Origin of the sequence: Nocardiopsis valliformis DSM 45023 (genome assembly GCF_000340985.1) — a bacterium.
GTDB lineage: Bacteria > Actinomycetota > Actinomycetes > Streptosporangiales > Streptosporangiaceae > Nocardiopsis > Nocardiopsis exhalans.
Genome location: NZ_ANAZ01000003.1, coordinates 332,211 through 354,840, shown reverse-complemented (window position 1 = coordinate 354,840; position 22,630 = coordinate 332,211). Strand labels below are relative to the sequence as shown.

At 69.6% G+C, this 22,630-nt stretch carries 24 protein-coding genes, 2 tRNA genes and 1 other RNA gene; 16 read left to right on the top strand and 11 right to left on the bottom strand.

Features of this window, described 5'->3' with window-relative positions:
* Positions 1-27: 27 nt before the first annotated feature.
* From D457_RS0104355 to upp, 5 genes are all read right to left on the bottom strand, one after another.
* Entirely contained in the window at positions 28-267 is a 240-nt protein-coding gene (locus D457_RS0104355; RefSeq protein ID WP_017579423.1) for a hypothetical protein, read from the bottom strand.
* A gap of 262 nt (positions 268-529) precedes the next feature.
* Positions 530-1,039: a PH domain-containing protein gene (locus tag D457_RS0104350; RefSeq protein WP_026116316.1), complete on the bottom strand. Its 510-nt coding sequence runs from the start codon at positions 1,037-1,039 to the stop codon at positions 530-532.
* A 21-nt stretch (positions 1,040-1,060) separates the two neighbouring features.
* Positions 1,061-1,225 (bottom strand): hypothetical protein, encoded by a 165-nt coding sequence (locus tag D457_RS36355; RefSeq protein WP_017579421.1) that lies wholly within the window; start codon positions 1,223-1,225, stop codon positions 1,061-1,063.
* Between the two features lie 402 nt (positions 1,226-1,627).
* Entirely contained in the window at positions 1,628-1,870 is a 243-nt protein-coding gene (locus tag D457_RS0104340; protein WP_017579420.1) for a hypothetical protein, read from the bottom strand.
* 425 nt (positions 1,871-2,295) lie between these two features.
* Complete coding sequence (gene upp / locus D457_RS0104335) at positions 2,296-2,949, bottom strand: uracil phosphoribosyltransferase (RefSeq protein ID WP_017579419.1); 654 nt, start codon at positions 2,947-2,949, stop codon at positions 2,296-2,298.
* 324 nt (positions 2,950-3,273) lie between these two features.
* On the opposite strand from upp, the gene D457_RS0104330 reads away from it, so the two are divergent.
* From D457_RS0104330 to D457_RS0104315, 4 genes are all read left to right on the top strand, one after another.
* Positions 3,274-3,774 carry a tRNA adenosine deaminase-associated protein gene (locus D457_RS0104330; protein WP_039830929.1) on the top strand — a complete coding sequence of 167 codons (501 nt, stop codon included), beginning with the start codon at positions 3,274-3,276 and terminating at the stop codon, positions 3,772-3,774.
* A gap of 42 nt (positions 3,775-3,816) precedes the next feature.
* Positions 3,817-4,305: a tRNA adenosine deaminase-associated protein gene (locus tag D457_RS0104325; protein WP_017579417.1), complete on the top strand. Its 489-nt coding sequence runs from the start codon at positions 3,817-3,819 to the stop codon at positions 4,303-4,305.
* Between the two features lie 61 nt (positions 4,306-4,366).
* Positions 4,367-4,819, top strand: a complete 453-nt coding sequence (locus D457_RS0104320; RefSeq protein WP_039830984.1) for a nucleoside deaminase — start codon at positions 4,367-4,369, stop codon at positions 4,817-4,819.
* 10 nt (positions 4,820-4,829) lie between these two features.
* Positions 4,830-4,917, top strand: a tRNA-Ser gene (locus tag D457_RS0104315).
* 41 nt (positions 4,918-4,958) lie between these two features.
* Here D457_RS0104315 and D457_RS0104310 read toward each other — a convergent pair.
* Positions 4,959-5,522 (bottom strand): PadR family transcriptional regulator, encoded by a 564-nt coding sequence (locus D457_RS0104310; protein WP_017579415.1) that lies wholly within the window; start codon positions 5,520-5,522, stop codon positions 4,959-4,961.
* 62 nt (positions 5,523-5,584) lie between these two features.
* Positions 5,585-7,600, bottom strand: coding sequence for an NADPH-dependent 2,4-dienoyl-CoA reductase (locus tag D457_RS0104305; RefSeq protein WP_017579414.1), 2,016 nt, complete (start codon positions 7,598-7,600; stop codon positions 5,585-5,587).
* Between the two features lie 291 nt (positions 7,601-7,891).
* On the opposite strand from D457_RS0104305, the gene D457_RS0104300 reads away from it, so the two are divergent.
* The 4 genes from D457_RS0104300 (at position 7,892) to D457_RS0104285 (ending at position 11,750) form a co-directional block, all read left to right on the top strand.
* Positions 7,892-8,272 (top strand): type II toxin-antitoxin system RelE/ParE family toxin, encoded by a 381-nt coding sequence (locus D457_RS0104300; RefSeq protein ID WP_017579413.1) that lies wholly within the window; start codon positions 7,892-7,894, stop codon positions 8,270-8,272.
* Positions 8,269-8,595: a helix-turn-helix domain-containing protein gene (locus tag D457_RS0104295; protein WP_017579412.1), complete on the top strand. Its 327-nt coding sequence runs from the start codon at positions 8,269-8,271 to the stop codon at positions 8,593-8,595. The genes D457_RS0104300 and D457_RS0104295 overlap by 4 nt, the downstream gene beginning before the upstream one ends.
* Positions 8,596-8,697: 102 nt before the next feature.
* A complete protein-coding gene (locus D457_RS0104290; protein WP_017579411.1) occupies positions 8,698-10,437 on the top strand; it encodes a pyruvate dehydrogenase in 1,740 nt (579 codons plus the stop codon).
* Positions 10,438-10,988: 551 nt separating this feature from the next.
* Positions 10,989-11,750: a S1 family peptidase gene (locus D457_RS0104285; RefSeq protein WP_017579410.1), complete on the top strand. Its 762-nt coding sequence runs from the start codon at positions 10,989-10,991 to the stop codon at positions 11,748-11,750.
* 276 nt (positions 11,751-12,026) lie between these two features.
* Here the strand turns inward: D457_RS0104285 and D457_RS0104280 are convergent.
* A tRNA-Ser gene (locus D457_RS0104280) sits at positions 12,027-12,114 on the bottom strand.
* Positions 12,115-12,221: 107 nt separating this feature from the next.
* On the opposite strand from D457_RS0104280, the gene ffs reads away from it, so the two are divergent.
* Together ffs and D457_RS0104275 are read left to right on the top strand one after the other, a co-directional pair.
* Positions 12,222-12,317, top strand: an RNA gene (gene ffs, locus D457_RS34510) — signal recognition particle sRNA small type.
* 120 nt (positions 12,318-12,437) lie between these two features.
* Positions 12,438-14,666, top strand: coding sequence for a DNA polymerase III subunit gamma and tau (locus D457_RS0104275; RefSeq protein ID WP_017579409.1), 2,229 nt, complete (start codon positions 12,438-12,440; stop codon positions 14,664-14,666).
* A gap of 67 nt (positions 14,667-14,733) precedes the next feature.
* Here D457_RS0104275 and D457_RS0104270 read toward each other — a convergent pair whose 3' ends face one another.
* Complete coding sequence (locus D457_RS0104270; RefSeq protein WP_017579408.1) at positions 14,734-15,345, bottom strand: TetR/AcrR family transcriptional regulator; 612 nt, start codon at positions 15,343-15,345, stop codon at positions 14,734-14,736.
* A gap of 120 nt (positions 15,346-15,465) precedes the next feature.
* On the opposite strand from D457_RS0104270, the gene D457_RS0104265 reads away from it, so the two are divergent.
* Positions 15,466-15,663 (top strand): DUF6243 family protein, encoded by a 198-nt coding sequence (locus D457_RS0104265; protein WP_017579407.1) that lies wholly within the window; start codon positions 15,466-15,468, stop codon positions 15,661-15,663.
* Positions 15,664-15,786: 123 nt separating this feature from the next.
* Here D457_RS0104265 and D457_RS0104260 read toward each other — a convergent pair whose 3' ends face one another.
* Together D457_RS0104260 and D457_RS0104255 are read right to left on the bottom strand one after the other, a co-directional pair.
* Entirely contained in the window at positions 15,787-16,965 is a 1,179-nt protein-coding gene (locus D457_RS0104260) for a methyltransferase domain-containing protein (RefSeq protein WP_017579406.1), read from the bottom strand.
* A gap of 137 nt (positions 16,966-17,102) precedes the next feature.
* Positions 17,103-18,281, bottom strand: a complete 1,179-nt coding sequence (locus D457_RS0104255; RefSeq protein ID WP_017579405.1) for an alkene reductase — start codon at positions 18,279-18,281, stop codon at positions 17,103-17,105.
* Positions 18,282-18,353: 72 nt separating this feature from the next.
* On the opposite strand from D457_RS0104255, the gene D457_RS31855 reads away from it, so the two are divergent.
* The 5 genes from D457_RS31855 to D457_RS0104230 all read left to right on the top strand — a co-directional run bounded on the left by D457_RS31855 (position 18,354) and on the right by D457_RS0104230 (position 22,547).
* Positions 18,354-18,797 carry a MerR family transcriptional regulator gene (locus tag D457_RS31855; protein WP_394297028.1) on the top strand — a complete coding sequence of 148 codons (444 nt, stop codon included), beginning with the start codon at positions 18,354-18,356 and terminating at the stop codon, positions 18,795-18,797.
* 59 nt (positions 18,798-18,856) lie between these two features.
* Positions 18,857-19,204: a YbaB/EbfC family nucleoid-associated protein gene (locus D457_RS0104245; RefSeq protein ID WP_026116313.1), complete on the top strand. Its 348-nt coding sequence runs from the start codon at positions 18,857-18,859 to the stop codon at positions 19,202-19,204.
* Positions 19,205-19,436: 232 nt separating this feature from the next.
* Entirely contained in the window at positions 19,437-20,036 is a 600-nt protein-coding gene (gene recR, locus D457_RS0104240; protein WP_017579402.1) for a recombination mediator RecR, read from the top strand.
* A 181-nt stretch (positions 20,037-20,217) separates the two neighbouring features.
* Positions 20,218-21,489: an aspartate kinase gene (locus D457_RS0104235; protein ID WP_083926660.1), complete on the top strand. Its 1,272-nt coding sequence runs from the start codon at positions 20,218-20,220 to the stop codon at positions 21,487-21,489.
* Entirely contained in the window at positions 21,486-22,547 is a 1,062-nt protein-coding gene (locus D457_RS0104230; protein ID WP_017579400.1) for an aspartate-semialdehyde dehydrogenase, read from the top strand. Before D457_RS0104235 ends, D457_RS0104230 begins: the two co-directional genes overlap by 4 nt.
* The last annotated feature ends 83 nt before the right edge of the window (positions 22,548-22,630 follow it).

The following is a 22,630-nucleotide window of genomic DNA, read 5'->3' as shown; positions in this document are numbered from 1 at the left end:
AGCCCTTCGGGCTGCGTCGGGGGCTGCTTAGAGCCAGCGCGCCTCGGGCCGGGTGCGGCCGTTGTCGTCGGTGACCAGGACCCAGTGCATTATCGGGTGCTCCGAAGTGGTCGTGTCGGCGTTCTCGTGGTCCGCGCGCGGCTTGGGTACCAGCGCGGGCTCGGGGGTCAGGCCGGAGAGCCGGCGGCTCGCAGCGGCGGACCTGGTGCGCCTGGAGGTGGTCACGGAGCGAGTGAGGTGCGGCCCGTTTTCGGTCCTGCGTGCCATGTAGCCCTCCTCGTTTCCTTATCAGATGACCCAAGTTAACCCTATGTTCACCTTGAAGTCAATCGGGCCCCGCGTCAGGTCGGCCACTGGGCAGGCTTGTTGGGGGTTCTGGGTTTCCAGGGTGAACGGAAGGTGAACAGAACGGGAACCGGGCTCTTCCTGGAAGCCGGAGCCGTGCCCAGGGTCGGCCCCCGGACACGAGAAAGCACCCGCCACCTGGACGGGTGCCTCGCGAACGAGTGTGGTCGGGTGTACGGCCCGGCTACTCCTTGAAGATCAGTCCCACGACCTCGAGGTAGAGCTGCTCGGGGTAGGGAATGAAAGCGATCCTGCTGAGCGCCTGGTCCTGACCGGCGGACTCCATCACGAAGGTGCCGTACCCGAGGAAGCGGCCGAGCAGTGTTCTCTCGAACCGCATGTCGGTGACCTTGCCCAGCGGCATCATGTTCACCTGCCGGGTGATCAGCCCCGTGGTCAGCAGTAGTCGCGCCGACGTGATCACGAAGTAGTCGACCGACCACTCGGCGACCCGCCAGACGAACCACACCAGCACCAGCAGCCAGAGCCACCAGACCAGGGCCAGCGTCGCGTTGCTGTTGGCACCGATCGTCCTGCTCAGGATGGCCGCGAAGACCAGGGCCGCCAGAACCGCACCCACCGGTCCGATGAGGACCGCGGGGTGCCGACGGATGGTCACGACGTCCTGCTCATGGGGCAGGAGGTAGCGGTTCACCGATGCTGGAGCCGCATTGCTCGAGGCTACGAGCTTCATGACACCCGACCCATTCCCCGCCTACGACAGCAGCGTGTTGACGAACCGGGACATCGACTCTGCGCCACCCACCAGGAGATCCAGTCCGCTCTGAATCACTCCGGCCGCGCTTTCTGGCTGCGTAAGCAGATAAAACGCCACGAAAGCGATGAGCGCGTAACCGCCCCATTTCTTCAACTTCGCCACGACTGACTCCCCTTGGAATCCACCTGACCCACCAACCCAGCAGTGATTGTTCCATCGACCATCATGCCCGTAAAGCCTGGAGCACACCCTCGGCGTGGCGTTATGTCGGACGTTCGACGCTTGCGGGTTGTGTCCGGTTCCGGTGGTGTTGGTAACTCAGTGAAAGACGGTCCGGAAAGAGTTTTCGTTCTTGGCCAGGTCAGGGCGGTGAAAAGTGCGGCCTGAGTCGGCCGCTGGGGGGCGGGGGAGCGCGTGGGAACGGTGCCGGGTTCCGAGGAGGGGTCCGCCGATGCAGGGAGTGAGACGACAGGGAACCCGGTTCTTCACGTTCCGAAGAGGGAAGTAGTGCGGGGCCGAAACCGGCGCGGGGGGAGCGCCAGGGATGTGGGGCCGTAGGAGGGTCTAGCGCTGCTCCGCGAAGGCCAGAGCGAGCACCTGGAGGTGCTGGCGGGCGATCCGCTCCACGAGGTCCGGGGTGGCTCGGCCGGTCACGTCCTGGGCGCCGTGTCTGGCCGCGTCCACGCACCGGGAGACGGTGGAGGAGTGGTGCACCTCGGAGAACTCGGAGGACAGGCGACTGATGACAGGTCTGAAGTGGTGGTCGCGGGCGGCCGGGGTTGTCGAGGGGGAGGGGTTCTCGGGCATCTCACTCCTTAGGGCTGCGAGGGCGGAACAGCACGGCGCGTGTGCGCTCGGGGGCTTTGCGTAGCCACTGGAGGGTTGCCGGAGCCCCGCGCCGGAAACAGGTGGCGGGGTTCGGATATCAGTGGGCTAGGCCCCTTGTGGGGTGGTTTCGGTCTGGCGTGTACCCAGTTACGGGTGGTCAGGAACCATGATCACTCTAATCTGTTACGTTCCAATCTCGAAATGAATTCGGCTAATGCAACACCGTGTCGCCCCGGTGCCTGACCCAGCGGGCTCGACCTGGGGCAACGTCCGGGCAGGTGTGGGCACGATGGGACCAATGCCCGATTTTCGGGCGTTCATTCACCCCGGGCCAAAAAGAACCGAAAAAGCGCCCAACCGGTGATCCGGTTGGGCGCTTGTGTCCCTGTGACGGGAGCCTGAGATCAGGAGCAGCCGTACAGACGGTCGCCCGCGTCGCCCAGCCCCGGGAGGATGAAGCCGTTCTCGTTCAGCCGCTCGTCCACCGCCGCGGTCACTACGCGCAGCGTCGCGCCGTGGTTGTCGGGCAGGGTTTCGGCCAGCTTCTGCTCCACGGCCACCAGGCCCTCGGGCGCCACCAGCAGACAGATCGCGGTGATGTGGTCGGCGCCGCGCTCCACGAGCAGCTTGAGCGCCGCGGCCAGGGTGCCGCCGGTCGCCAGCATCGGGTCCAGCACGTAGCACTGGCGGCCCGACAGGTCCTGCGGGAGCCGGTCGGCGTAGGTGGCGGGCTGGAGGGTTTCCTCGTCGCGTGCCATGCCCAGGAAGCCGACCTCGGCGGTGGGCAGCAGGCGGGTCATGCCGTCGAGCATGCCCAGTCCAGCGCGCAGGATCGGGACCACCAGCGGGGTGGGGCGCGTCAGCTGGGTGCCGGTGGTCTCCACGAGCGGGGTCTCGATGGTGACCTCTGTCACGCGCACGTCCCGCGTCGCCTCGTAGGCGAGCAGGGTGACCAGCTCGTCCGTCAGTCGTCGGAAGGTCGGTGAGTCGGTCCGCACGTCGCGCAGGGTGGTCAGTTTGTGCGCGACCAAGGGGTGGTCGACGACCAGGGTTTCCAAAACGTTCTCCGGGTGAGCTGGGATAACGGGACGGTTGACGGGGAGAGGGGCCTGCCCGAGTCTAACCGCGCGTATCACCCGGATCAGGGCGCAACAGGGCCGCCACACCCCCGGATTCGCTGTCTCGGTGGTCTCCGGTGGGGAACGGGTGTGCATGGGATCGCTCACGGGGGCGCGGGAGAGGCGCCTCTCGTGAGAGCGTTAGGGCGTTCTACGGCGGACAAGCGGCTACGGCGAGGTGAGGGTGATCGTTACCATGGCACTCGCACGGGCGAGCCGGACTCCACTCGTCCGCACCGAAACACCGTCCGGGTTGGGGTGACGATGACAGTGCTCGATCATGGTGACGACGACTCGGGTGACTTCGCGGCCGTCGCGTACAGGGAAGAGGAGTACTGGGATGTCGATCTTCTCCCCGTAGCGCTGACGCACGATCTCAAGGGGCTCATCCACGCCCTGCGCCAGCAGCCGAGTATCAGCGGATCCCTCGGGCTGGTGTCGGTCGGCGACGACTTCTTCATCATCGTCCGGGTGTACGGCGGGGAGGTCTCCCTCTTCCTGTCCGATGTCACCGCTTCGGTCGACTGGCAGGTCGCCCGGGACGTCCTGGACTACCTGGACATCGACCTCCCGGACGACGACGACCTCGACCAGGTCCTGCCCGCGGGCGACCTGTCCGTGGTCGCGGACCTGGGTCTGGACGAGATGGAGCTGGGCGCTCTCGCCGGCGACCTCGACCTGTATCCGGACGAGGTGCTCGCGAGCGTGTCCGAGCGGTTGGGATTCGCCCAGTCCTTCCAGCGTGTCCTGGACGGCATGGGGTAGGGATCGCCTGGAAAACGACCAGGAGAGACAGGAGGGCACGCGGTGTCGACCTTCGCAGCCGTCTTCGCTCCGAACGGGAAGACGTGGCGGGGAAGTGAGGTCGATCTCGGTGACGTGGAGGTCATCGACGACATCACCGACCTCATGATGGACCTCGCCACAGACTGGGGCAGTGAGCTGGCCCTACTCCTGATGGAGGCGGACGACGAGTGGTTCGCCGTCGTCCGGGTGGACGAGTCCGATCCGGATCCGAGGGTCTACCTCTCCGATGGCCGGGTGGTGCACGACCATCCGCTGGCCGGGGTGCTCTCCGAAGCGGGCGGACTCGGTGCCCCAGTGCCCGCGGAGAGCGCGGGCGCGCGCCCCGATCCCAGGCCAGACGGCGACGGGGACCTGCTCACCGACCTCGGCGTGACCGAGGACGAGCTCTCTGACCTGTCCGTGGGCGGCGGTGTGCTGCCCAGCGACGTGCTCGCCGTGGTCGCCGAGCGTGCCGGTTTCGCCGAGCTCCTCGACTCGATGAGGCTGTGACCGGGTGAGCGACCGGGGGGACGGCCTGCCCGAACTCGATCGCGGCACGGTCGACGGCGCGATGCTCGAGGCCTTGGCCGAGGCCGAGCTGGCCCTGGCCACCGACGACGTGCCGGTGGGCGCCGTGGTGCTCGGGCCCGACGGGGCGGTCCTGGGCCGCGGGCACAACACGCGCGAGGCCCACGGGGACCCGACCGGGCACGCCGAGGTGCTGGCGCTGCGCGCGGCGGCCGAGGCGCACGGCGAGTGGCGGCTGTCCGGGTGCACCCTGGTGGTCACCCTGGAGCCCTGCGTGATGTGCGCGGGGGCCACGGTGCTCTCCCGGGTGGACCGCCTGGTCTACGGGGCGCGCGACGCCAAGGCGGGCGCTGCGGGTTCGGTGTGGGACCTGGTCCGGGACCCCCGGCAGAACCACCGTCCGGAAGTAGTTCCACCCGACCTGATCAGCAAGGACATCGCCGCAACGTGTTCGGATCTGCTGATTCGATTTTTCGCACGGCGCCGAGTCAGGTAGAGTACCTCTCGGTGGATTCGCCTAGTGGCCGATGGCGCCCGCCTCGAAAGCGGGTAAGGGGCAACCCTTCGAGGGTTCAAATCCCTCATCCACCGCCACCAGCCGCCCCCGGCACAGCCGGGGGCGGCTTTTTGTGCGCTCAGCCGCCCTGCGAAGCGGGCGTGTGCTCGGAGCCGGCCAGGTCGGCGATGGCCCGGTCCAGCCAGTCCACCCAGAAGCGCTCTATGTCGACACCGCCCTGGAGTACCAGCCCCTGGACCAGGTCCCGCTCGGTCCCGTGGTCGCGGGCGGCGTCGCGCCGCTGGAACTCCCGGTACTCCGCCAGCCGGGCGGCGTGCAGCGCACGGTGGCGCCGCAGCTCCGCCAACAGGTCCTCGCCCACTCCCACGACCCCCGTCGCGCGCAGGCGCAGCATCAGGGGGTCGCGCAGGGCACGCGGCTCCTCCTGCTCGCCGACCCAGCGCTCCAGCTCCTCCCGGCCCGGGGCCAGTACCTCGTACTCCTTCTTCTGGCCCCGGGTGGGCGAGTCCGCGGGCAGCGCCCGGATGTGCCCGGCCTTCTCCAGCTTGCCCAGCTCGCGATAGATCTGCTGGTGGGTGGCGGACCAGAAGTACCCGATGGAGCGGTCGAAGCGTCGGGTGAGTTCCAGTCCGGAGGAGGGCTTCTCCAGCAGGGCGGTCAGAATCGCGTGGGGCAGGGACATGAGCGCATTCTAGGTAGGGCCGGGCGGGTGGGCCGACCGGTCGGCCCACCCGCCCAGAGGGCTTACAGGGCGGCGGCCAGCTCGGTGCCCTGCTTGATGGCGCGCTTGGCGTCCAGCTCCGCGGCGACGTCGGCGCCGCCGATCAGGTGCACGGTGCGCCCGGCGGCGGTGAGCTCGTCGGCCAGGTCCCGGCGCGGGTCCTGCCCGGCGCACACCACCACGGTGTCGACGTCGAGCACCCGCTCCTCGCCGTCCACGGTCAGGTGCAGGCCCTCGTCGTCGATCCGGCGGTAGTCGGCGCCCGCGACCATCTCCACGCCGCGGTGGCGCAACTCCAGGCGGTGGATCCACCCGGTGGTCTTGCCCAGGCCCTTACCGACCTTGCTGGTCTTGCGCTGGAGCAGGTGGACCCGACGGGGCGGGGCGGGCCGCTCGGGGGCGCCCAGGCCGCCGCGCTCCTTGTAGTCGGTGTCCACGCCCCAGAGGCGGAAGAAGGTGTCCGGGTCCTGGCTGGCGTCGTCCCCGCCGTCGGTGAGGAACTCGGCGACGTCGAAGCCGATGCCGCCCGCGCCGATGATCGCGACCTTCTCACCGACCTCGGCGCCGCCGCGCAGCACGTCCACGTAGCTGACCACGCTGGCGTGGTCCACGCCCGGAATCGGCGGGGTGCGCGGGGTGACGCCGGTGGCGAGGACGACCTCGTCGTAGCCGTCGAGGTCACCGGCGGTGACGGTGGTGTTCAGCCGCACGTTCACGCCGTGCTTGTCGAGCTGGACGCGGAAGTAGCGGAGGGTCTCGTTGAACTCCTCCTTGCCGGGCACTCGGCGGGCCATGTTGAGCTGGCCGCCGATCTCGGCCGCGGAGTCGAAGAGGGTGACGCTGTGGCCGACCTCGGCGGCGGACACGGAGAAGGCGAGCCCGGCGGGGCCCGCGCCGACCACGGCCACGTTCTTGCGGGTCCGGGTGGGGGACAGGACCAGCTCGGTCTCGTGGCAGGCGCGCGGGTTGACCAGGCAGGAGGTGATCTTGAGGCTGAACGTGTGGTCCAGGCAGGCCTGGTTGCAGCCGATGCAGGTGTTGATCTCCTCCGCCTTGCCGGCCTCGGCCTTGGCGACGAAGGCGGCGTCGGCGAGCATCGGGCGGGCGAGGGAGACCATGTCGGCCTGGCCCTCGGCGATGATCCGTTCGGCGATCTCGGGGGTGTTGATGCGGTTGACCGCCACCAGCGGAACCGTCAGCTCCTTCTTGAGGCGCTGGGTGATCCAGGTGTAGGCCCCGCGCGGCACGGAGGTCGCGATGGTGGGGACGCGGGCCTCGTGCCAGCCGATGCCGGTGTTGATGATGTCGGCGCCCGCGGTCTCGATGCGCTTGCCGAGCTCGACGACCTCGTCGTAGGTGGAGCCGTCGGGCACGAGGTCGAGCATGGACAGGCGGTAGATGAGGATGAAGTCGGTGCCCACGCGCTCGCGGACGCGGCGGACGATCTCCAGGGGGAGACGGACGCGGTTGTCGAAGGAGCCGCCCCAGCGGTCCTCACGTTTGTTGGTGGCGGGCGCGATGAACTGGTTGATGAGGTAGCCCTCGGAGCCCATGACCTCGACGCCGTCGTAGCCGGCGCGCTGGGCGAGCTCGGCGCAGCGGACGAAGTCCTCGATGGTGCGCTCGATCTCCTCCTCGGTGAGGGCGTGCGGCACGAAGGGGCTGATCGGCGCCTGGAGGGCGCTGGCGGAGACGGAATCCTCACTGAAGGCGTAGCGGCCGGTGTGCAGGATCTGCATGGCGATCCTGCCGCCGTCGCGGTGCACGGCCTCGGTGATGACCCGGTGCTCGGCGACCTCTTCGTCGTTGGTCAGCTTGGCGCTGCCGGTGAAGGTGGCGCCCTCGGGGTTGGGGGCGATCCCGCCGGTGACGATGAGGCCGACCCCGCCGCGGGCGCGTTCGGCGTAGAAGGCGGCCATCCTCTCGAAACCGCCGGGGACCTCCTCCAGGCCGACGTGCATGGAGCCCATGATCACGCGGTTCTTGAGGGTGGTGAAGCCCAGGTCCAGGGGTTCCAGAAGGTGGGGGTACTCGCTCATGAAGTCTCCTCGCGCGGGGTGCCTCTGGGCCGGTGTCCTGCCGGCCCGTCTTCATTATGCAACAAGTTGCACAATGAATCGCGAGGGGGCTCGGGTTGGATTGAGACTCCTGGGGTCGGGTCCTCAGGGCTCCACCGGAAGGGGCGTTGGCCGCTTGGCAGGGCGCCCGCCACCGGAGGGGTGTCCCGAATCCGGTGCGCGAGGGTCATGGTGCCGTCTCGCTCTCGATTCGGAGCTCTGGGTCTGTTTCCTCGAAATAGAACCTTTGCATCATAGAACCTCTGTAGCATAATGGTCGTGTCATGGAACGTAATCCTGCTTGACGAGGTACACGACTGGCTCCTGGTTCTTGCCAAGGAGGACCCGAGATCGGCTGACACGGTCGTTGCCGCGATCGACATGCTGGCGGAGGTCGGTCCGATACTCGGCCGCCTTTTCGTCGATGTCATCAGCCACTCACGAATCCACAACCTGAAGGAGCTGCGTCCCCGTACGACAGGAGACACGGCGATCCGGGTGTTGTTCGTCTTCGACCCGGACAGACAGGCCGTCCTCCTGGTCGCCGGAGACAAGGCAGGTCGCTGGAAGCAGTGGTACGACAGGAACATCCCGCTGGCCGAGCTGCGTTACCAGCGGTGGTTGGACGGTGGCTACACGGAGGAGAGGGGATGAGCGCCTTGGCCAGAACCTGGGGTGAGAGCCGGGAGGAGATCATCGCGGCCGGCGGGCTCGATGAGGGACGCATCGCCGAGATCGGTCAGGGGATGCGGGCGGAAGAGCGCGCCTACCGGTTGGCCGAGGTCAGGCGTCGGCACGGCATCGATCAGACGACGCTGGCCGAGCAGCTGGGGATCTCGCAGTCGAGGGTGTCACGCATCGAGCGCGGCGAACTCGACCGGTCCGAACTGGCCACGATCAGGAGCTACGTCGAAGCCCTCGGCGGGACAGTGGAGATCGTGGCCAGGTTCGGGGACGAGGCGTTGCGTGTGGGTTGACCGTCGCGGTGTGGCGGTGCGGGCGATCGGACCGGGGCGCTCCTAGCGTTGACCGGGGGTGGTTTCCGGCCCCCGGTCGCGCCTTGCCCGGGAGGGTCCGTCATGAGCAGGAACACCGTCGCCGAACAACTCGTACGCACGCTGCTCGCCGCGGGGGTCACCCGCATCTACGGGGTCGTGGGCGACAGCCTCAACCCGGTCGTGGACGCCGTCCACAGCACCGACGGCATCGAGTGGGTGCACGTGCGCAACGAGGAGGCCGCCGCCTTCGCCGCCGCGGCTCAGGCCCAGATCGACGGGAAGCTCGCCGTCTGCGCCGGGTCCTGTGGCCCCGGGAACACCCACCTCGTCCAGGGGCTCTACGACGCTCAGCGGAGTGGAGCCCCCGTGCTCGCGCTGGCCTCGCACATCCCCTCGCACCAGATCGGGACCGGCTTCTTCCAGGAGACCCACCCCGAACGGCTCTTCGGCGACGTCACCGAGTTCCGCGAGCTGGTCGCCCACCCCGACCAGATGCCCCGGCTGGCCAGGATCGCGATCCAGCACGCCCTCGGCACCCCGGGGGTCGCCGTGCTCGTCCTGCCCGGGGACGTCGCCGGGCAGAAGGCCGCGGGCCCCGCCGACACCACCCCCGTCACCGCCGGGCAGGCTACCGCCTGGCCCGGTGAGGACGACGTCCGCGAGCTCGCTCGGCGGATCAACGAGGCGGACACGGTCGCCCTGTTCTGCGGCGCCGGGGTCCGCCACGCGCACGAGGAGGTCATGGCCCTGGCCGAGCGGGTCAACGCCCCCGTCGGGCACACCCTGCGCGGCAAGGAGTGGATCCAGTACGACAACCCGTTCGACGTGGGCATGATCGGCCTGCTCGGCTACGGCGCCTGTTACGAGGCCCTGAAGGAGGCCGACCTCACCGTCCTGCTCGGCTGCGACTTCCCCTACGACGACTTCCTGCCCAAACGCAACGTCGTGCAGGTCGACCACGACCCGCGCCGCCTGGGCCGCCGCGTCCCCCTCCAGCTCGGCGTGCACGGCGACGTCGCCGCGACCCTGCGCGCCCTGCGCCCGTCGGTCCGCCGCAAGGACGACGACACCTTCCTTAAGGACGTGCTCCGCCGCCACGAGCGCGCCCTGACCAAGGTGGTGGACGCCTACACGAAGAACATCGAGCACCACACCCCGATCCACCCCGAGTACGTGGCGAGCATCCTCGACTCCCTGGCGCCCGACGACACCGTGTTCACCGTCGACACCGGCATGAACAACGTGTGGGCCGCCCGCTACCTCACCCCGAACGGCCGCCGCCGCGTGATCGGCTCCTTCACCCACGGCACCATGGCCAACGCCCTGCCGCACGCCATCGGGGCCGCCTACGCCGCCCCGGACCGCAAGGTCGTGTCCATGTCCGGCGACGGCGGCCTGAGCATGCTCCTGGGCGAGCTGATCACCGTCCAGCAGCACGACCTGCCGATCACGACGGTGGTGTTCAACAACTCCTCGCTCGGCATGGTCCGGCTGGAGATGATGGTGGACGGCATGCCCGCCTTCGAGACCGACCACGCCCCGGTGGACTACGCCAAGGTCGCCGAGGCCGTGGGTATGCGGGCCATCCGGGTGGAGGACCCGCAGGACGTGCGGGAGGCGCTGCACCAGGCGCTGACCGCGAACGAGCCCGTGCTGGTGGACGTGGTCACCGACCCCAACGCGCTGTCGGTGCCCTCCAAGGTCACCGCCGACCAGGTCACCGGCTTCGCCCTGTCCGCGGGCCGCACGGTGCTCAGGGGCGGAGTGGGATCGATGATCGAGCTCGCCCGCTCCAACCTCCGCAACATCCCGAGGCCGTAGATCGATCTGGCGCTCTGTCTACAGGTCGCCAGATCGACAAATCCCCGTGTCGCCCATCCGGAACCGGGTATCCCACTGCCCCGGAAGGCCTCGCGACGGACCTGTGGTCCGGCGTCCGCCACCGCGCGGAGGCGGACGCGGAAGGCGGTGCGGGAGCCGAGACCCGTCTGCGCGGCGATGTCGATCGAGTACCTGTAGGCGCTGGCGGCGGGCAGCCTCCAGAGCGCCGAGAAGCCTTCGTCACACGTTTCAGGGGCTTTCCCGCGCGGGGCCGGAGCCGAGGTGACGTGAAAGGCCTGGGATTCGCGCCCGCAAGCCGACCTTCGTCACCCGGGAGGCGTTGCGGGGCCGACTTTTGTAGGGGGGTGGGTTGGCTCTCGCGGACGATGTCGGGACAGGGCCGATTTTCTAGGGTCGTACGTGACGGAAAGAAACTGCGTGGTCACGCACACAACCTGAGGGATGAGTCGGACATGGTCGGTATTCGCGGGAACACGAACGGGATCGGACGAAACCGGGGTCGGGTGGCGGCAGCCTCGGGGGCGGTGGGAATGACATTCCTGCTCGGCGCGGTGGTGCTGGCCGCTCCCGCCTCCGCTGTCATCGGCGGGGTCGACGCCACCGAGGAGTATCCGTTCGTGGCCGCCCTGTTCGACGACCAGGGCCTGCACTACTGCGGGGGGTCGCTGATCGACGAGCAGTGGGTGCTCACCGCCGCTCACTGCTCCGACTTCGACCTGCTTGCGACGGAGAGCATCTCCGTGCGGGTGGGCAGCAACGACATCGGCGAGGGCGGCAGCGAACGCGAGGTGACGAAGGTGGTCCAGCACCCGGACTACGAGGCGCGGGACGTCAGCGACAACCCCGACTACCCCAACTCGTTCCTCCTCGTACGCAAGGACATCTCACTGCTCAAGCTGGACTCCCCGGTCGATCAGGCGCCTGTTCGCGTCGCCGAGGACCGACCGGAGCCGGGTGCCGCGGTGCGCGCCCTCGGCTGGGGCGTGGTCGATGAGCTCGGCTGGGAGCCCAAGCCGGAGATCCTGCAGCAGCTCGACACCGAGATCGTGTCCGACGACCGGTGCGCGGAGCTTGACGGCGACCTGTGCTCCGAACACCCCACCGACGAGGCGCAGGTCTGCTCGACCGACTCCGGCAGCCCCGTGATCCGCGGAGGTGAGGGGGACTGGGAACTGATCGGGTTGACCAGTCGTGACGGCGACTACGACGAGAACGTGGCATGCGTGGGCCCGTGGGTCTTCACCGAAGCGGCCAAGCACGGCGACTGGGTCGCCAGCACGGTCGGAAAGTAGCCCGCCCTCCGGTCCCGGCAGCGCCACGGTGCGGCGACAGCGGGGGCGTGGGCCTCACCGGCCTGAACCCAAGGCGGAGGGCGGCCCGCACGGCCACGGCCCGCACAGCACGCGGCGGACGCGAGGGGCCAATGGGACTGCCCTCGACGGGTTCCGGCCGGCATCGCGCTCGCCGTCGCCGTAGCGGCCCCTGCTCGCTGATACCCGCCATCACCGGAATTGAGGGTGGCAACGACGAAGGCCCCGATCGCAGCGCGATCGGGGCCTTCGTTCCTGTGGCGGAGGATAGGGGATTCGAACCCCTGAGGGATTGCTCCCAACACGCTTTCCAAGCGTGCGCCCTAGGCCACTAGGCGAATCCTCCGTGGATCACTCTACAGGCTTCTCGGGAGTGGTTCGAACGGATTCGGAGGGGTGCCGGGAGAGGGTCCGGCTCGGGTTGCGGGGGCCCGCGGTTCGGATACACTCGGGGCAGACCCCTCGTGCGGCGTCACCCTATGAACCTCCCCAGGGCCGGAAGGCAGCAAGGATAAGTGGGCTCTGGCGGGTGCGCGGGGGGTCCTTTCTTGTTTCTGGGGGTGTCTCGCCCCAGTGCCGCCCCCTTCCGGTTTCCCCGACCAGGCGTGAGTTGTCACTGCCAAGGGGTTGAATGGGACCGAGGCAGGGACACAGGGGAGTGATCACACCGTGAGCATCGCGCTGTACCGCAAGTACCGTCCCGCGACGTTCGGTGAGGTGCGCGGTCAGGAACACGTGACCGACCCGCTGCGCCAGGCGTTGCGCAGCGGACGCATCAACCACGCCTATCTCTTCAGCGGCCCGCGCGGCTGCGGCAAGACGACCAGCGCGCGCATCCTCGCGCGCTCCCTCAACTGCGAGCAGGGCCCCACCCCCGACCCCTGCGGGACCTGCGACTCCTGCGTGGCGCTCGCCCCCGACGGCGGCGGCAGCATCGACGTGATCGAGATCGACGCCGCCTCCCACGGTGGTGTCGACGACGCCCGCGACCTGCGCGAACGTGCGTTCTTCTCACCGGTCAACTCGCGCTACAAGATCTACATCATCGACGAGGCGCACATGGTGACCCGCGAGGGTTTCAACGCGCTCCTCAAGCTGGTGGAGGAACCCCCGCCGCACCTGAAGTTCGTGTTCGCCACCACCGAACCCGAGAAGGTCATCGGCACGATCCGTTCGCGGACCCACCACTACCCCTTCCGGCTCATTCCGCCGAGCACCCTCAAGGAGCTCATGGAGGACCTCCTCAAGCAGGAGGACGTCTCCTACGACCCCGCCGCACTGCCGCTGGTCGTGCGCGCCGGCGCCGGTTCGGCCCGTGACACCCTCTCTGTCCTGGACCAGCTCATCGCCGGTTCGGACGAGGGCGGCATCACCCGCGAGGGCGCGGTCTCCCTGCTCGGCTACACCGACTCCAGCCTGCTCGGCGAGATGGTCGACGCCCTGGGCGCCCGTGACGGCGCCGCCGCGTTCAGCCTGGTCGACCGGATCGTCGAGGGCGGGCACGACCCGCGCCGCTTCACCACGGACCTGCTGGAGCGCTTCCGCGACCTCGTGGTGCTCGCCGCCGTCCCGGATGCCCTGGACAAGGGGCTGGTGAACGTCTCTCCGGAGTCCGCGGAGCAGATGAAGGAACAGGCCGCCCGGCTCGGCCCGGCCGAGCTGTCCAGAGGCGCCGAGATCCTCAACCAGGGGCTGACCGAGATGCGCGGTGCGACCGCGCCCAGGCTGCTCCTGGAACTCATGTGCTCGCGCATCCTGCTGCCCGCCACCGACGGCGCCCAGGGCGCCGCGCTGCTGGCCCGGTTGGAGCAGATGGAGCGCCGCGTCGCCTCCGGCGCCGTCGCCCCGGCCGCGTCAGCTCCGGCACCCGCCGCACCTGCTCCCGCGGCCCCGGCTCCTCAGGCTCCTGCGCCTGCCGCGCCCGCGCCGCAGGCGCCAGCACGGCCCAGCGCACCCGAACCCGCTCCTCGTCCGGCGCCCCCAGCGGCCGCCGGTGAGCCCGCGGGCTGGGACGCCCCGCCGCGCAACGCCCCCGAACCCGCGCAGGGTGCCGCGGCGTCCGCACCCGCGGGCGGTGGCGGCCCGCTCGACCTGGGCCGGGTCCAGGGCGCCTGGCACCAGATCCTGGAGGCGGTCAAGGGCCGCCGCCGGTTCACCTGGATGGTGCTGACCGGCAGCGACGTCCAGCCGGTCGGGGTCGAGGGCAATACCGTGCTGCTCGGCTTCAGCAAGCCCAACGAGGCCAAGGGCTTCAGTAACAGCGGCAGCGACAAGGTCGTCGCCGGCGCGATTCAGCAGGTCCTCGGGGCCGAGGTCCGGGTGGCCCCCGCCAGTGGCGGCAACCAGGCGCCCCCGCGCCGCGCCGAACCCGCTCCGCGCCCGGCTCCGCAGCCGCAGGCGCCGCAGCCTGCCGAGCCCGCGGGTTGGGACGCCCCGGCCCCCGCCCCGCAGGCGGAACAGCCCGGGCCCGGTGCTCCCGAAGCCGCGTCGGCCCCGCAGGCCGCCCCCGCGCAGCCCGCGGGTCCGCCGCCGGACCGGATCGTCACCGGGCTCCAGGAGCCGCCGCCCGACCCGTACGAGGACGGTGCCGCGGCCCCGCCGCCGGACGATGGCGGTTTCGGCCGTCCCGTTCAGCGCGGACCGGCCCCGAAGACGGCCGAGCCCAGCGCCCCGGCACCCAGCGCTCCGGTACCCAGTGCATCCGCGCCGAGTGTTCCCGCGTCCAGCGCTCCAGCCCCGAACAGCCAGCCCCAGGGCGGGTCGGGCTCGAACACCTCCGGTGGTTCCGGCGGCGGTTCGGGCACGCGCCCCGCGGGCGGCGGCGCCGCGCTCATCGAGACCGAGCTCGGGGGCAAGCTGCTTGAGGAGATCGAACACGGGGCCGCCCCCGAGGCCTGACCGTCCTACTGTCCTGGACCCGGACCTGGATCCGAACCCGGGCCCGGACCCGGACCGAGCGTCGGGATCAGGGCCGCAGTCCGCGCAGGACCGTGTCCACGAGCCGGTCCACGTACTCGTGCGTCAGCGGTCCGGTGCGCAGCAGCCACCGGTGGTTGATCGGACCGTTGAGCATCTCCACGGCGAGGTCGAGGTCGGCGTCCGGGGCGAGCTGACCGGCGTCCTGCCCGGAGCGCAGCCGGGCCCGGACCGCCTCGCTGTTGGGCTGGATGAGCCGTTCGGTGACGGCTCGCGCGAACTCCTCGTCGTGCTGGACCTCCGCAGTGAAGGCCCGCGTGGTGCGGTCCATGGCCGGGTCGGCGAACTCGTCGGCGGTGGCGCGGAACACGGTCTTGAGGTCGGCGGCCAGGTCGCCGGTGTCGGGCAGGGGCAGCCCGGCCTCGGCCCCGGTCAGCCTGGTGAAGACCTCGAAGACCACGGCGGCCTTGGAAGGCCACCAGCGGTAGATGGTCTGCTTGCCGACCTTCGCGCGGGCGGCGATGGCCTCCACGGTGAGCTTGGCGTAACCGACCTCACCCAGCAGTTCGGCGGCGGCGTCGATGACGGCGTTCTGCGCGCGTTGGCTGCGACGGCGGGGATCCGGGGCCCGTCGGTTCTGTTCAGCGGTGTTGTCGGCCATGGCTCCACGGTATCCGCTGGGAAATGACGAGACGTCTCGTATTAAAGCCGGTATTATCAGGTGCGACGATCTAAACGAGACGCTATGTCTCGTTGGTCGGTGCAGGGAAGGACAACAGACATGTCCAAGAACAGCGACAACCTTCTCGGGATGGGTGGGCAGCGCACCACCGTCTCCCGGTCCGCGATGCGCGGCAACAGCGCCGAGGCCAAGGGCGGTCCCAGCGACGACGCGCGCGAGCGCAAGCAGGAGCTGCTGCGCAAGCTTCGGGAGAAGCACTCCACCCAGGAGAGCAAGGACACCGCGGGTCAGTCATGACCGCTCGGCGGCGGCCCCCACCGGCAGGACCGGTCGGGGGCCGTCGGCGTTCCCGGGCCCTGGCGGCTCCGCCCGAGCCCCGGCCCTGTACGAACCCCGACCTCGTGCGGGCAGCGACCCCGCTCAGACCAGGGAGCCGACCGGCCAGGACCGTCCGTCCGGTGCGTCCAGCCACACTCGCTGCTCCCCGTCGGCCGCTACCAGCAGGCCGAACCGGCTCGGGCCGGGCTTTCCCAGGGCGGACCACTCCAACAGGGCCTCCTCGACCTCGTCCCAGATACTTCTGGGTCCGCCCTGCTCGATCATCCACGAGGTGCCGTAGGGGTAGATCCGCACCCACGACTCCCCCCACCGGTCGCACAGCCACATCCCCGAACCCGTGCCGATCCACCGGCGCCGCATCCGCCAGTCCGGGACCATGACCGAGACGGCGAAGGCCGAGGCGAAGGCCAGCATCGGGGCGACCGGGTCGACCTGGGTGAGCCGGTACTCGTCCGGCTGCTGTCCGGCGTCTCGTACCGGGGGCAGGGCCGAACCGGGCGTGCGCAACGGGACGAACCCGACCCCGCCGTGGAAGCGGCCCAGCGCCGCGAGGCCTTGAACGCCTGAACCCCCAGGGGCCCCGGCATCCCCGGCGCCGAGTTCGAGCCGCATGAGTACGCCCGCGCTCTCCAACATCCCCCAGGGGCACACCACGAGTCCGTCGTCGGTGAGCTGTTCGAGCCAGGCCGCGGGCACCCGGCGCACCCCGCAGGCGCTGATGATCCGGTCGAAGGGCGCCGCTTCCGGGTAGCCGCCGTGGCCGTCGGTCAGATGGGTGCCGGGGGAGAACCCCGCGTCCCGGAGCGCCTCCCGGGCAGCGTCCAGCAACCGCTCGTCGATTTCCACCGAGGTGACGGATCCGTCGCCGAGGCGGTGGGCGAGCAGCGCGGTGTTCCATCCCGTGCCGGTGCCGACCTCCAGCACCTTCTGCCCGTCAGCGAGGTCGGCGAGTTCCAGCATCCGCGCCAGCACGGTCGGCGCGGAGCTGCACGAGGTGGCGGCTCCTCTGCCGCGCTGTCTGGGCACTTCGGGCCCTTCGATCCTGGTGACGATGGCGTTGTCCGTGTACACGGCGGCCAGCCAGCGGTCGGGGTTGCCCATGGCGTTCAGGGCGCCGCCGTTGGCGGTCAGCGCGCCGTTCTCCGGGATGAACAGGTGACGGGGCACGGAACGGAAGGCGTCGACGAGTGCGGCGTCGGTCAGCGTGCCGTCCGCGATTATCGCCTCGATCAGAGCCGAGTTACGCTCTCTGGCGGTCAACACGTCCTCAGTCCCCTGTTGTTCTCGCTGTTCAAGGATGGTGTCCCCGGATATCAGTGGTACCCGGGAACCCCGCGGGACATCCTTTCAACCGACCGTGATTTTTTCGCTACTCCTCGACCTCGCGCCTGGTGAAATCAGGTCAACGGTGCCACCAAGTACTCGTTGCCGCCTACAAAGCCGTTGCCGCTGGTTCCGTCGGCCTCGTCATGCCCGGGGTAGTCCACGTAGCCGCGTGCGCCGGACGTGTAGTGGAAGTTCTTCTCCCGGATCTCGGCCCAGGGCACCCCGGCCGCCAGCCGTTCGACCACGTCCGGGTTGGCGATGTAGGGCCGTCCCACGGAGACGAGGTCGGCCCGTCCCCCGTCGAGCAGCGCGGCCGCGCTCTGCGGGGTGGTCGCCTCGTGTTCGCCGGTGTTGCCCACGAGCGTGCCCGACCAGTCCCGGCGCGCCTCAGCCAGCGCGGGGTGGCGGGGATCTTCTGTGACGTGCAGGTAGGCCAGGCCCAGCGGCGCGATCAGGCGCAGCAGCTCCCGGTAGACCGGGGCCGGGTCGCGCTCCACCATCTCGAACTGCCGGTTCCCGGGGGAGAGCCGCAGCCCCACCCGGTCCGCCCCGACGGCGTCCGCGACCGCCTCGGTGACCTCCACGGGGAACCGGATTCGGCCGGAGGTCCCGCCACCGTAGGCGTCTGTGCGCAGGTTGGTGTTGTCGGCGAGGAACTGGTGCGGCAGGTATCCGTTGGCCCCGTGGATCTCGACCCCGTCGAACCCGGCCCGCAGCGCCGCCCGGGCCGCGTCCGCGTACTCGGTGACGGTCCGCGCGATCTCCCCGGTGGTCAGCGCGCGCGGGGAGACCGGGGCGACCTTGCCGTCCAGGGTGTGTACGAGGTCGGTCCGCGGCACCGCCGAGGGCGCTACCGGGGTACCGCCGTCGGGGCGGTTGGCCGGGTGCCCGCCGCGTCCGGCGTGCATGAGCTGGGCGAAGATCCGGCCGCCCGCCGCGTGCACGGCGTCGGTCACGCGCCGCCACCCCCGGACCTGCTCGGCCGAGTACAGGCCCGGCTCGGTCAGGTACTGCTGTCCGGCCATGCTGGGCGCGATCCCCTCGGAGACGATCAGGCCCGCGCCGGCCCGCTGGGTGTAGTAGGCGGTCATGAGCTCGGTGGGTACCCCGTCGCGGTCGGCGCGCAGCCGGGTCATCGGGGCCATGACGACCCGGTTGGGCAGGTGTAGCGGGCCGAGGTCGTAGGTGCTGAGCAGAGGGTTCGGGGTCTGGTTCGGGTCTTCGTTCGGGTGCTTCGTCGAGGTGTCCATGACGCGAGCGTAGAATCTGACATCCGTGTGAGGTTCAAGTGTTCGTGACCAGGGTCACGCATCGTGCCGGAGGTGCCTGTGCGTATCGGTGAACTGTCCGCGCGCAGCGGGGTGAGCCCCCGCTCGCTGCGCTACTACGAGGAGCGGGGGCTGCTCGCCTCCCGGCGCACGTCCGGCGGCCACCGCGAGTACGGCGAGGACGCGGTGGAGCGGGTGGACCGCGTCCAGTGCCTGCTCGGGGCCGGGCTCAACACCGAGACCATCCGTGAACTGCTGCCCTGCGTGTACGCGCAGGAGCGCGGGGAACCCGCGCCGGACCTGCTCGACTGGCTGTGTGCCGAACGCGACCGGGTGACCGGCGCGATCCGCGGTCTGGAACGCACCCGGGAGGCCCTGGACGAGGTCATCGAGAACGCCAGGAACTCCCCGACCGAAGGCCGGGTGAACGCCGGCCGAGCTGTCGGCGCAGGCAGCGGGGGAGCCTTGGTCGGACCGGTTACCCTCACAGGCAAGTGACACGCAGCTACGAACAGCACCATGTGTGCGGCGAGGAGATGGCCGTGAACCCTGGCGGAATGGACATGCAGGCCCTGCTTCAGCAGGCCCAGCAGATGCAGCAGCAGCTGGCGCAGGCCCAGCAGGCCCTGGAGGAGGCCGAGGTCGAGGGCACCTCCGGCGGCGGCCTGGTCAAGGTCAAGCTGAGCGGGCGCGGACAGGTCGAGGACATCACCGTCGACCCCAAGGCCGTGGACCCCACCGACGCGGAGGAGACCGCGCAGACCGTGGCGGACCTGGTCCTGGCGGCCATCCGTGACGCCGAGGCGCAGGTCGAGCGCCTCCAGCAGGAGAAGATGGGCCCGCTGGCCGAGGGTCTGGGCGGCGGCGGGATGCCCGGCGGCATGCCCGGTCTCCCCGGCTTCTAGGCCTGCCTTCAGACCCATCTTCGAGGCACACCTCGGATCCTCGCAGTCGCCGCTCCGGTGCCCACCGGCACCGGGGCGGCGCCCTTTCCGGCGGCTTCCCGCCTTCCGGTGCCTTCGGCCGAGACACGACCGGGCCGCCGTCGCAAGAGGTCACCGCCCCCCGATACGGTGGGGTGAGGGGACAGGAGCAGCCCCGCCGGGCCCCGGCCCGGTTCCGACCGAGTGGGTAGGTATGTACGAAGGCGCGGTTCAGAATCTGATCGACGAGCTCGGGCGGCTGCCCGGCGTCGGTCCGAAAAGCGCGCAACGCATCGCCTTCCACCTGCTGTCCGCGGAACACGCGGATGTCAAGCGCCTGGTCAACGCACTCGTCGAGGTCAAGGAGCGGGTTCGCTTCTGCTCGATCTGCGGCAACGTCGCCGAGGAAACCGAGTGCCGTATCTGCCGTGACGCCCGCCGCGACGCCGCCGTCATCTGCGTCGTCGAGGAATCCAAGGACGTCGTCGCCATCGAACGCACCCGCGAGTTCCGCGGGCGCTACCACGTGCTCGGGGGCGCAATCAGCCCCATCGAGGGTGTGGGCCCCGACGACCTCCGGGTCAAGGAGCTCATGACCCGCCTGGCTGACGGCCAGATCACCGAGCTCATCCTGGCGACCGACCCGAACCTGGAAGGGGAGGCCACCGCGACCTACCTGGCGCGGCTGGTCAAACCCATGGGCCTGAAAGTCACCCGTCTGGCCAGCGGGCTGCCCGTCGGCGGCGACCTCGAGTACGCCGACGAAGTCACTCTCGGACGTGCCTTCGAGGGCCGCCGCAGCCTGGAGTTCTAGCTCACACTTCGCCGTAATCTGGTCGAAATATGAGTAACCTCCGTTCGAACGGGTAGGCCCGAGCGCTGGTGTGTCAAGACGCCACGCCCTCCCTCCGCAGGTCGGAGCGGGTGTTGTTGGCGTCGCTAGCTACACTCCGATTGTTAATTGTCTTGATCCCAACTCCTCAGGAGCATCGATCGTGGCCCTAATCGTGCAGAAGTACGGTGGGTCTTCCGTGGCTGACGCGGAAGCCATCAAGCGAGTAGCCCAAAGGATCGTGGCTCAGAAAAAGGCGGGACATGACGTCGTGGTCGTGGTCTCGGCCATGGGCGACACGACCGACGAACTGCTGGACCTGGCGGAACAGGTCTCCCCGATGCCTCCGGCGCGCGAGCTCGACATGCTCGTCACCGCCGGTGAGCGCATGTCGATGGCCCTCGTGGCGATGGCCATCGAGAACCTCGGGTACGAGGCCCGTTCCTTCACCGGATCCCAGGCCGGGGTCATCACCACGTCGTTGCACGGCAACGCCAAGATCATCGACGTGACCCCCGGGCGCATCCAGGAGGCCATCGGCGAGGGTGCGATCTGCATCGTCGCGGGCTTCCAGGGCGTCTCCCAGGACACCAAGGACATCACGTCCCTGGGTCGTGGCGGTTCCGACACCACTGCCGTCGCTCTCGCGGGCGCGCTCAACGCCGACGCCTGCGAGATCTACAGCGACGTGGACGGCGTGTTCACCGCCGACCCGCGCGTCGTTCCCACCGCGCAGCGCATCCCGCAGATCTCCTATGAGGAGATGCTGGAGATGGCCGCCAGCGGCACGAAGATCCTGCACCTGCGCTGCGTCGAGTACGCGCGCCAGTACAACATTCCCCTGCACGTCCGCTCGTCGTTCAGCCAGAAGCCTGGAACGTGGATCGTTTCGGAAGTCGAGGAAAGCGAAGGCATGGAACAGCCGATCATCTCCGGGGTCTCCCACGACCGGAGCGAAGCCAAGATCACCGTCGTCGGCGTCCCCGACAAGGTCGGTGAGGCCGCGACGATCTTCAAGGCGCTCGCGGACGCCGAGATCAACATCGACATGATCGTGCAGAACGTGTCGGCGGTCTCCACCTCCCGCACGGACATCTCGTTCACCGCGCCGAAGGAGTTCGGCAAGGTGGCGGTGTCCGCCCTGAAGAAGGTCCAGGAGAAGGTCGGTTACGACTCCCTGCGCTACGACGACAAGATCGGCAAGGTCTCGCTGATCGGCGCCGGCATGCGCTCCTACCCGGGCGTCACCGCGCGCTTCTTCGACGCGATCGCCTCCTCCGGCACCAACGTCGAGATGATCTCCACCTCGGAGATCCGCATCTCGGTCATCGTCGAGGAGGACCAGGTCGACGCCGCGGTCCAGGCCGCGCACAGTGAGTTCCAGCTCGACGCCGACCAGGTCGAGGCTGTCGTCTACGGAGGTACCGGCCGATGAGCAACCGTCTTCCCACCCTGGCCATCGTCGGCGCGACCGGCGCCGTCGGCACCGTCATGCTCGACATCCTCACCCAGCGTGAGAACGTGTGGGGCGAGATCCGCCTGATCGCCTCCCCGCGCAGCGCGGGCAAGGTCCTGAGCGTGCGCGGCGAGGACGTCGTCGTGCAGGCGCTGGCGCCCGAGGTCTTCGACGGCGTCGACGTCGCCATGTTCGACGTACCGGACGAGGTGTCCAAGGAGTGGGCGCCGATCGCCGCCGCTCGCGGTGCGGTCGCCGTCGACAACTCCGGTGCGTTCCGCCTGGACTCCGACGTCCCGCTGGTGGTTCCCGAGGTCAACGCGGACCAGGTGCGCAACCGTCCGCGCGGCATCATCTCGAACCCGAACTGCACCACCCTGTCGATGATCGTGGCGATCGGTGCCCTGCACCGGACCTACGGCGTCAAGGAGCTCGTGGTCTCCTCCTACCAGGCCGCCTCCGGCGCCGGCCAGGAGGGCATCGACGTCCTGCGCGACCAGATGGCCAAGGCCGCCTCGGACCGCACCCTCGGTGACAACACGGGCGACATGCGCTCGGCCGTCGACGAGCTCGGCCCCTTCCCGGCGCCGCTGGCCTACAACGTCGTGCCGTGGGCGGGTTCGCTCAAGGACGACGGCTGGTCCTCGGAGGAGCTGAAGGTCCGCAACGAGTCCCGCAAGATCCTGGGTCTGCCGGACCTGAAGGTCTCCGCCACCTGCGTGCGCGTCCCGGTAATCACCACGCACTCGCTGGTCGTGCACGCGACCTTCGACAGCGAGATCGCCGCCGACGACGCCCGCAAGCTGCTGGGCGCCGCCGAGGGCGTCGAGGTCCTGGACGACCCCGCCAAGGGCGAGTTCCCGACCCCGAACGACGTCGTGGGCACCGACCCGACCTGGGTCGGCCGGATCCGCCAGTCCATCGACGACCCCAAGTCGCTCGACCTCTTCCTGTGCGGGGACAACCTGCGCAAGGGCGCCGCGCTGAACACCGCGCAGATCGCCGAGGTCGTCGCCAAGGAGTTCACCCAGGCCTGAGCCTGACCGTGTCCGGGGCTGATCTGATCAGCTCTGCCCCGGCCGGAGAGTAACTGAGGGCGGTGGTTCGCCCCTTCCGCGGA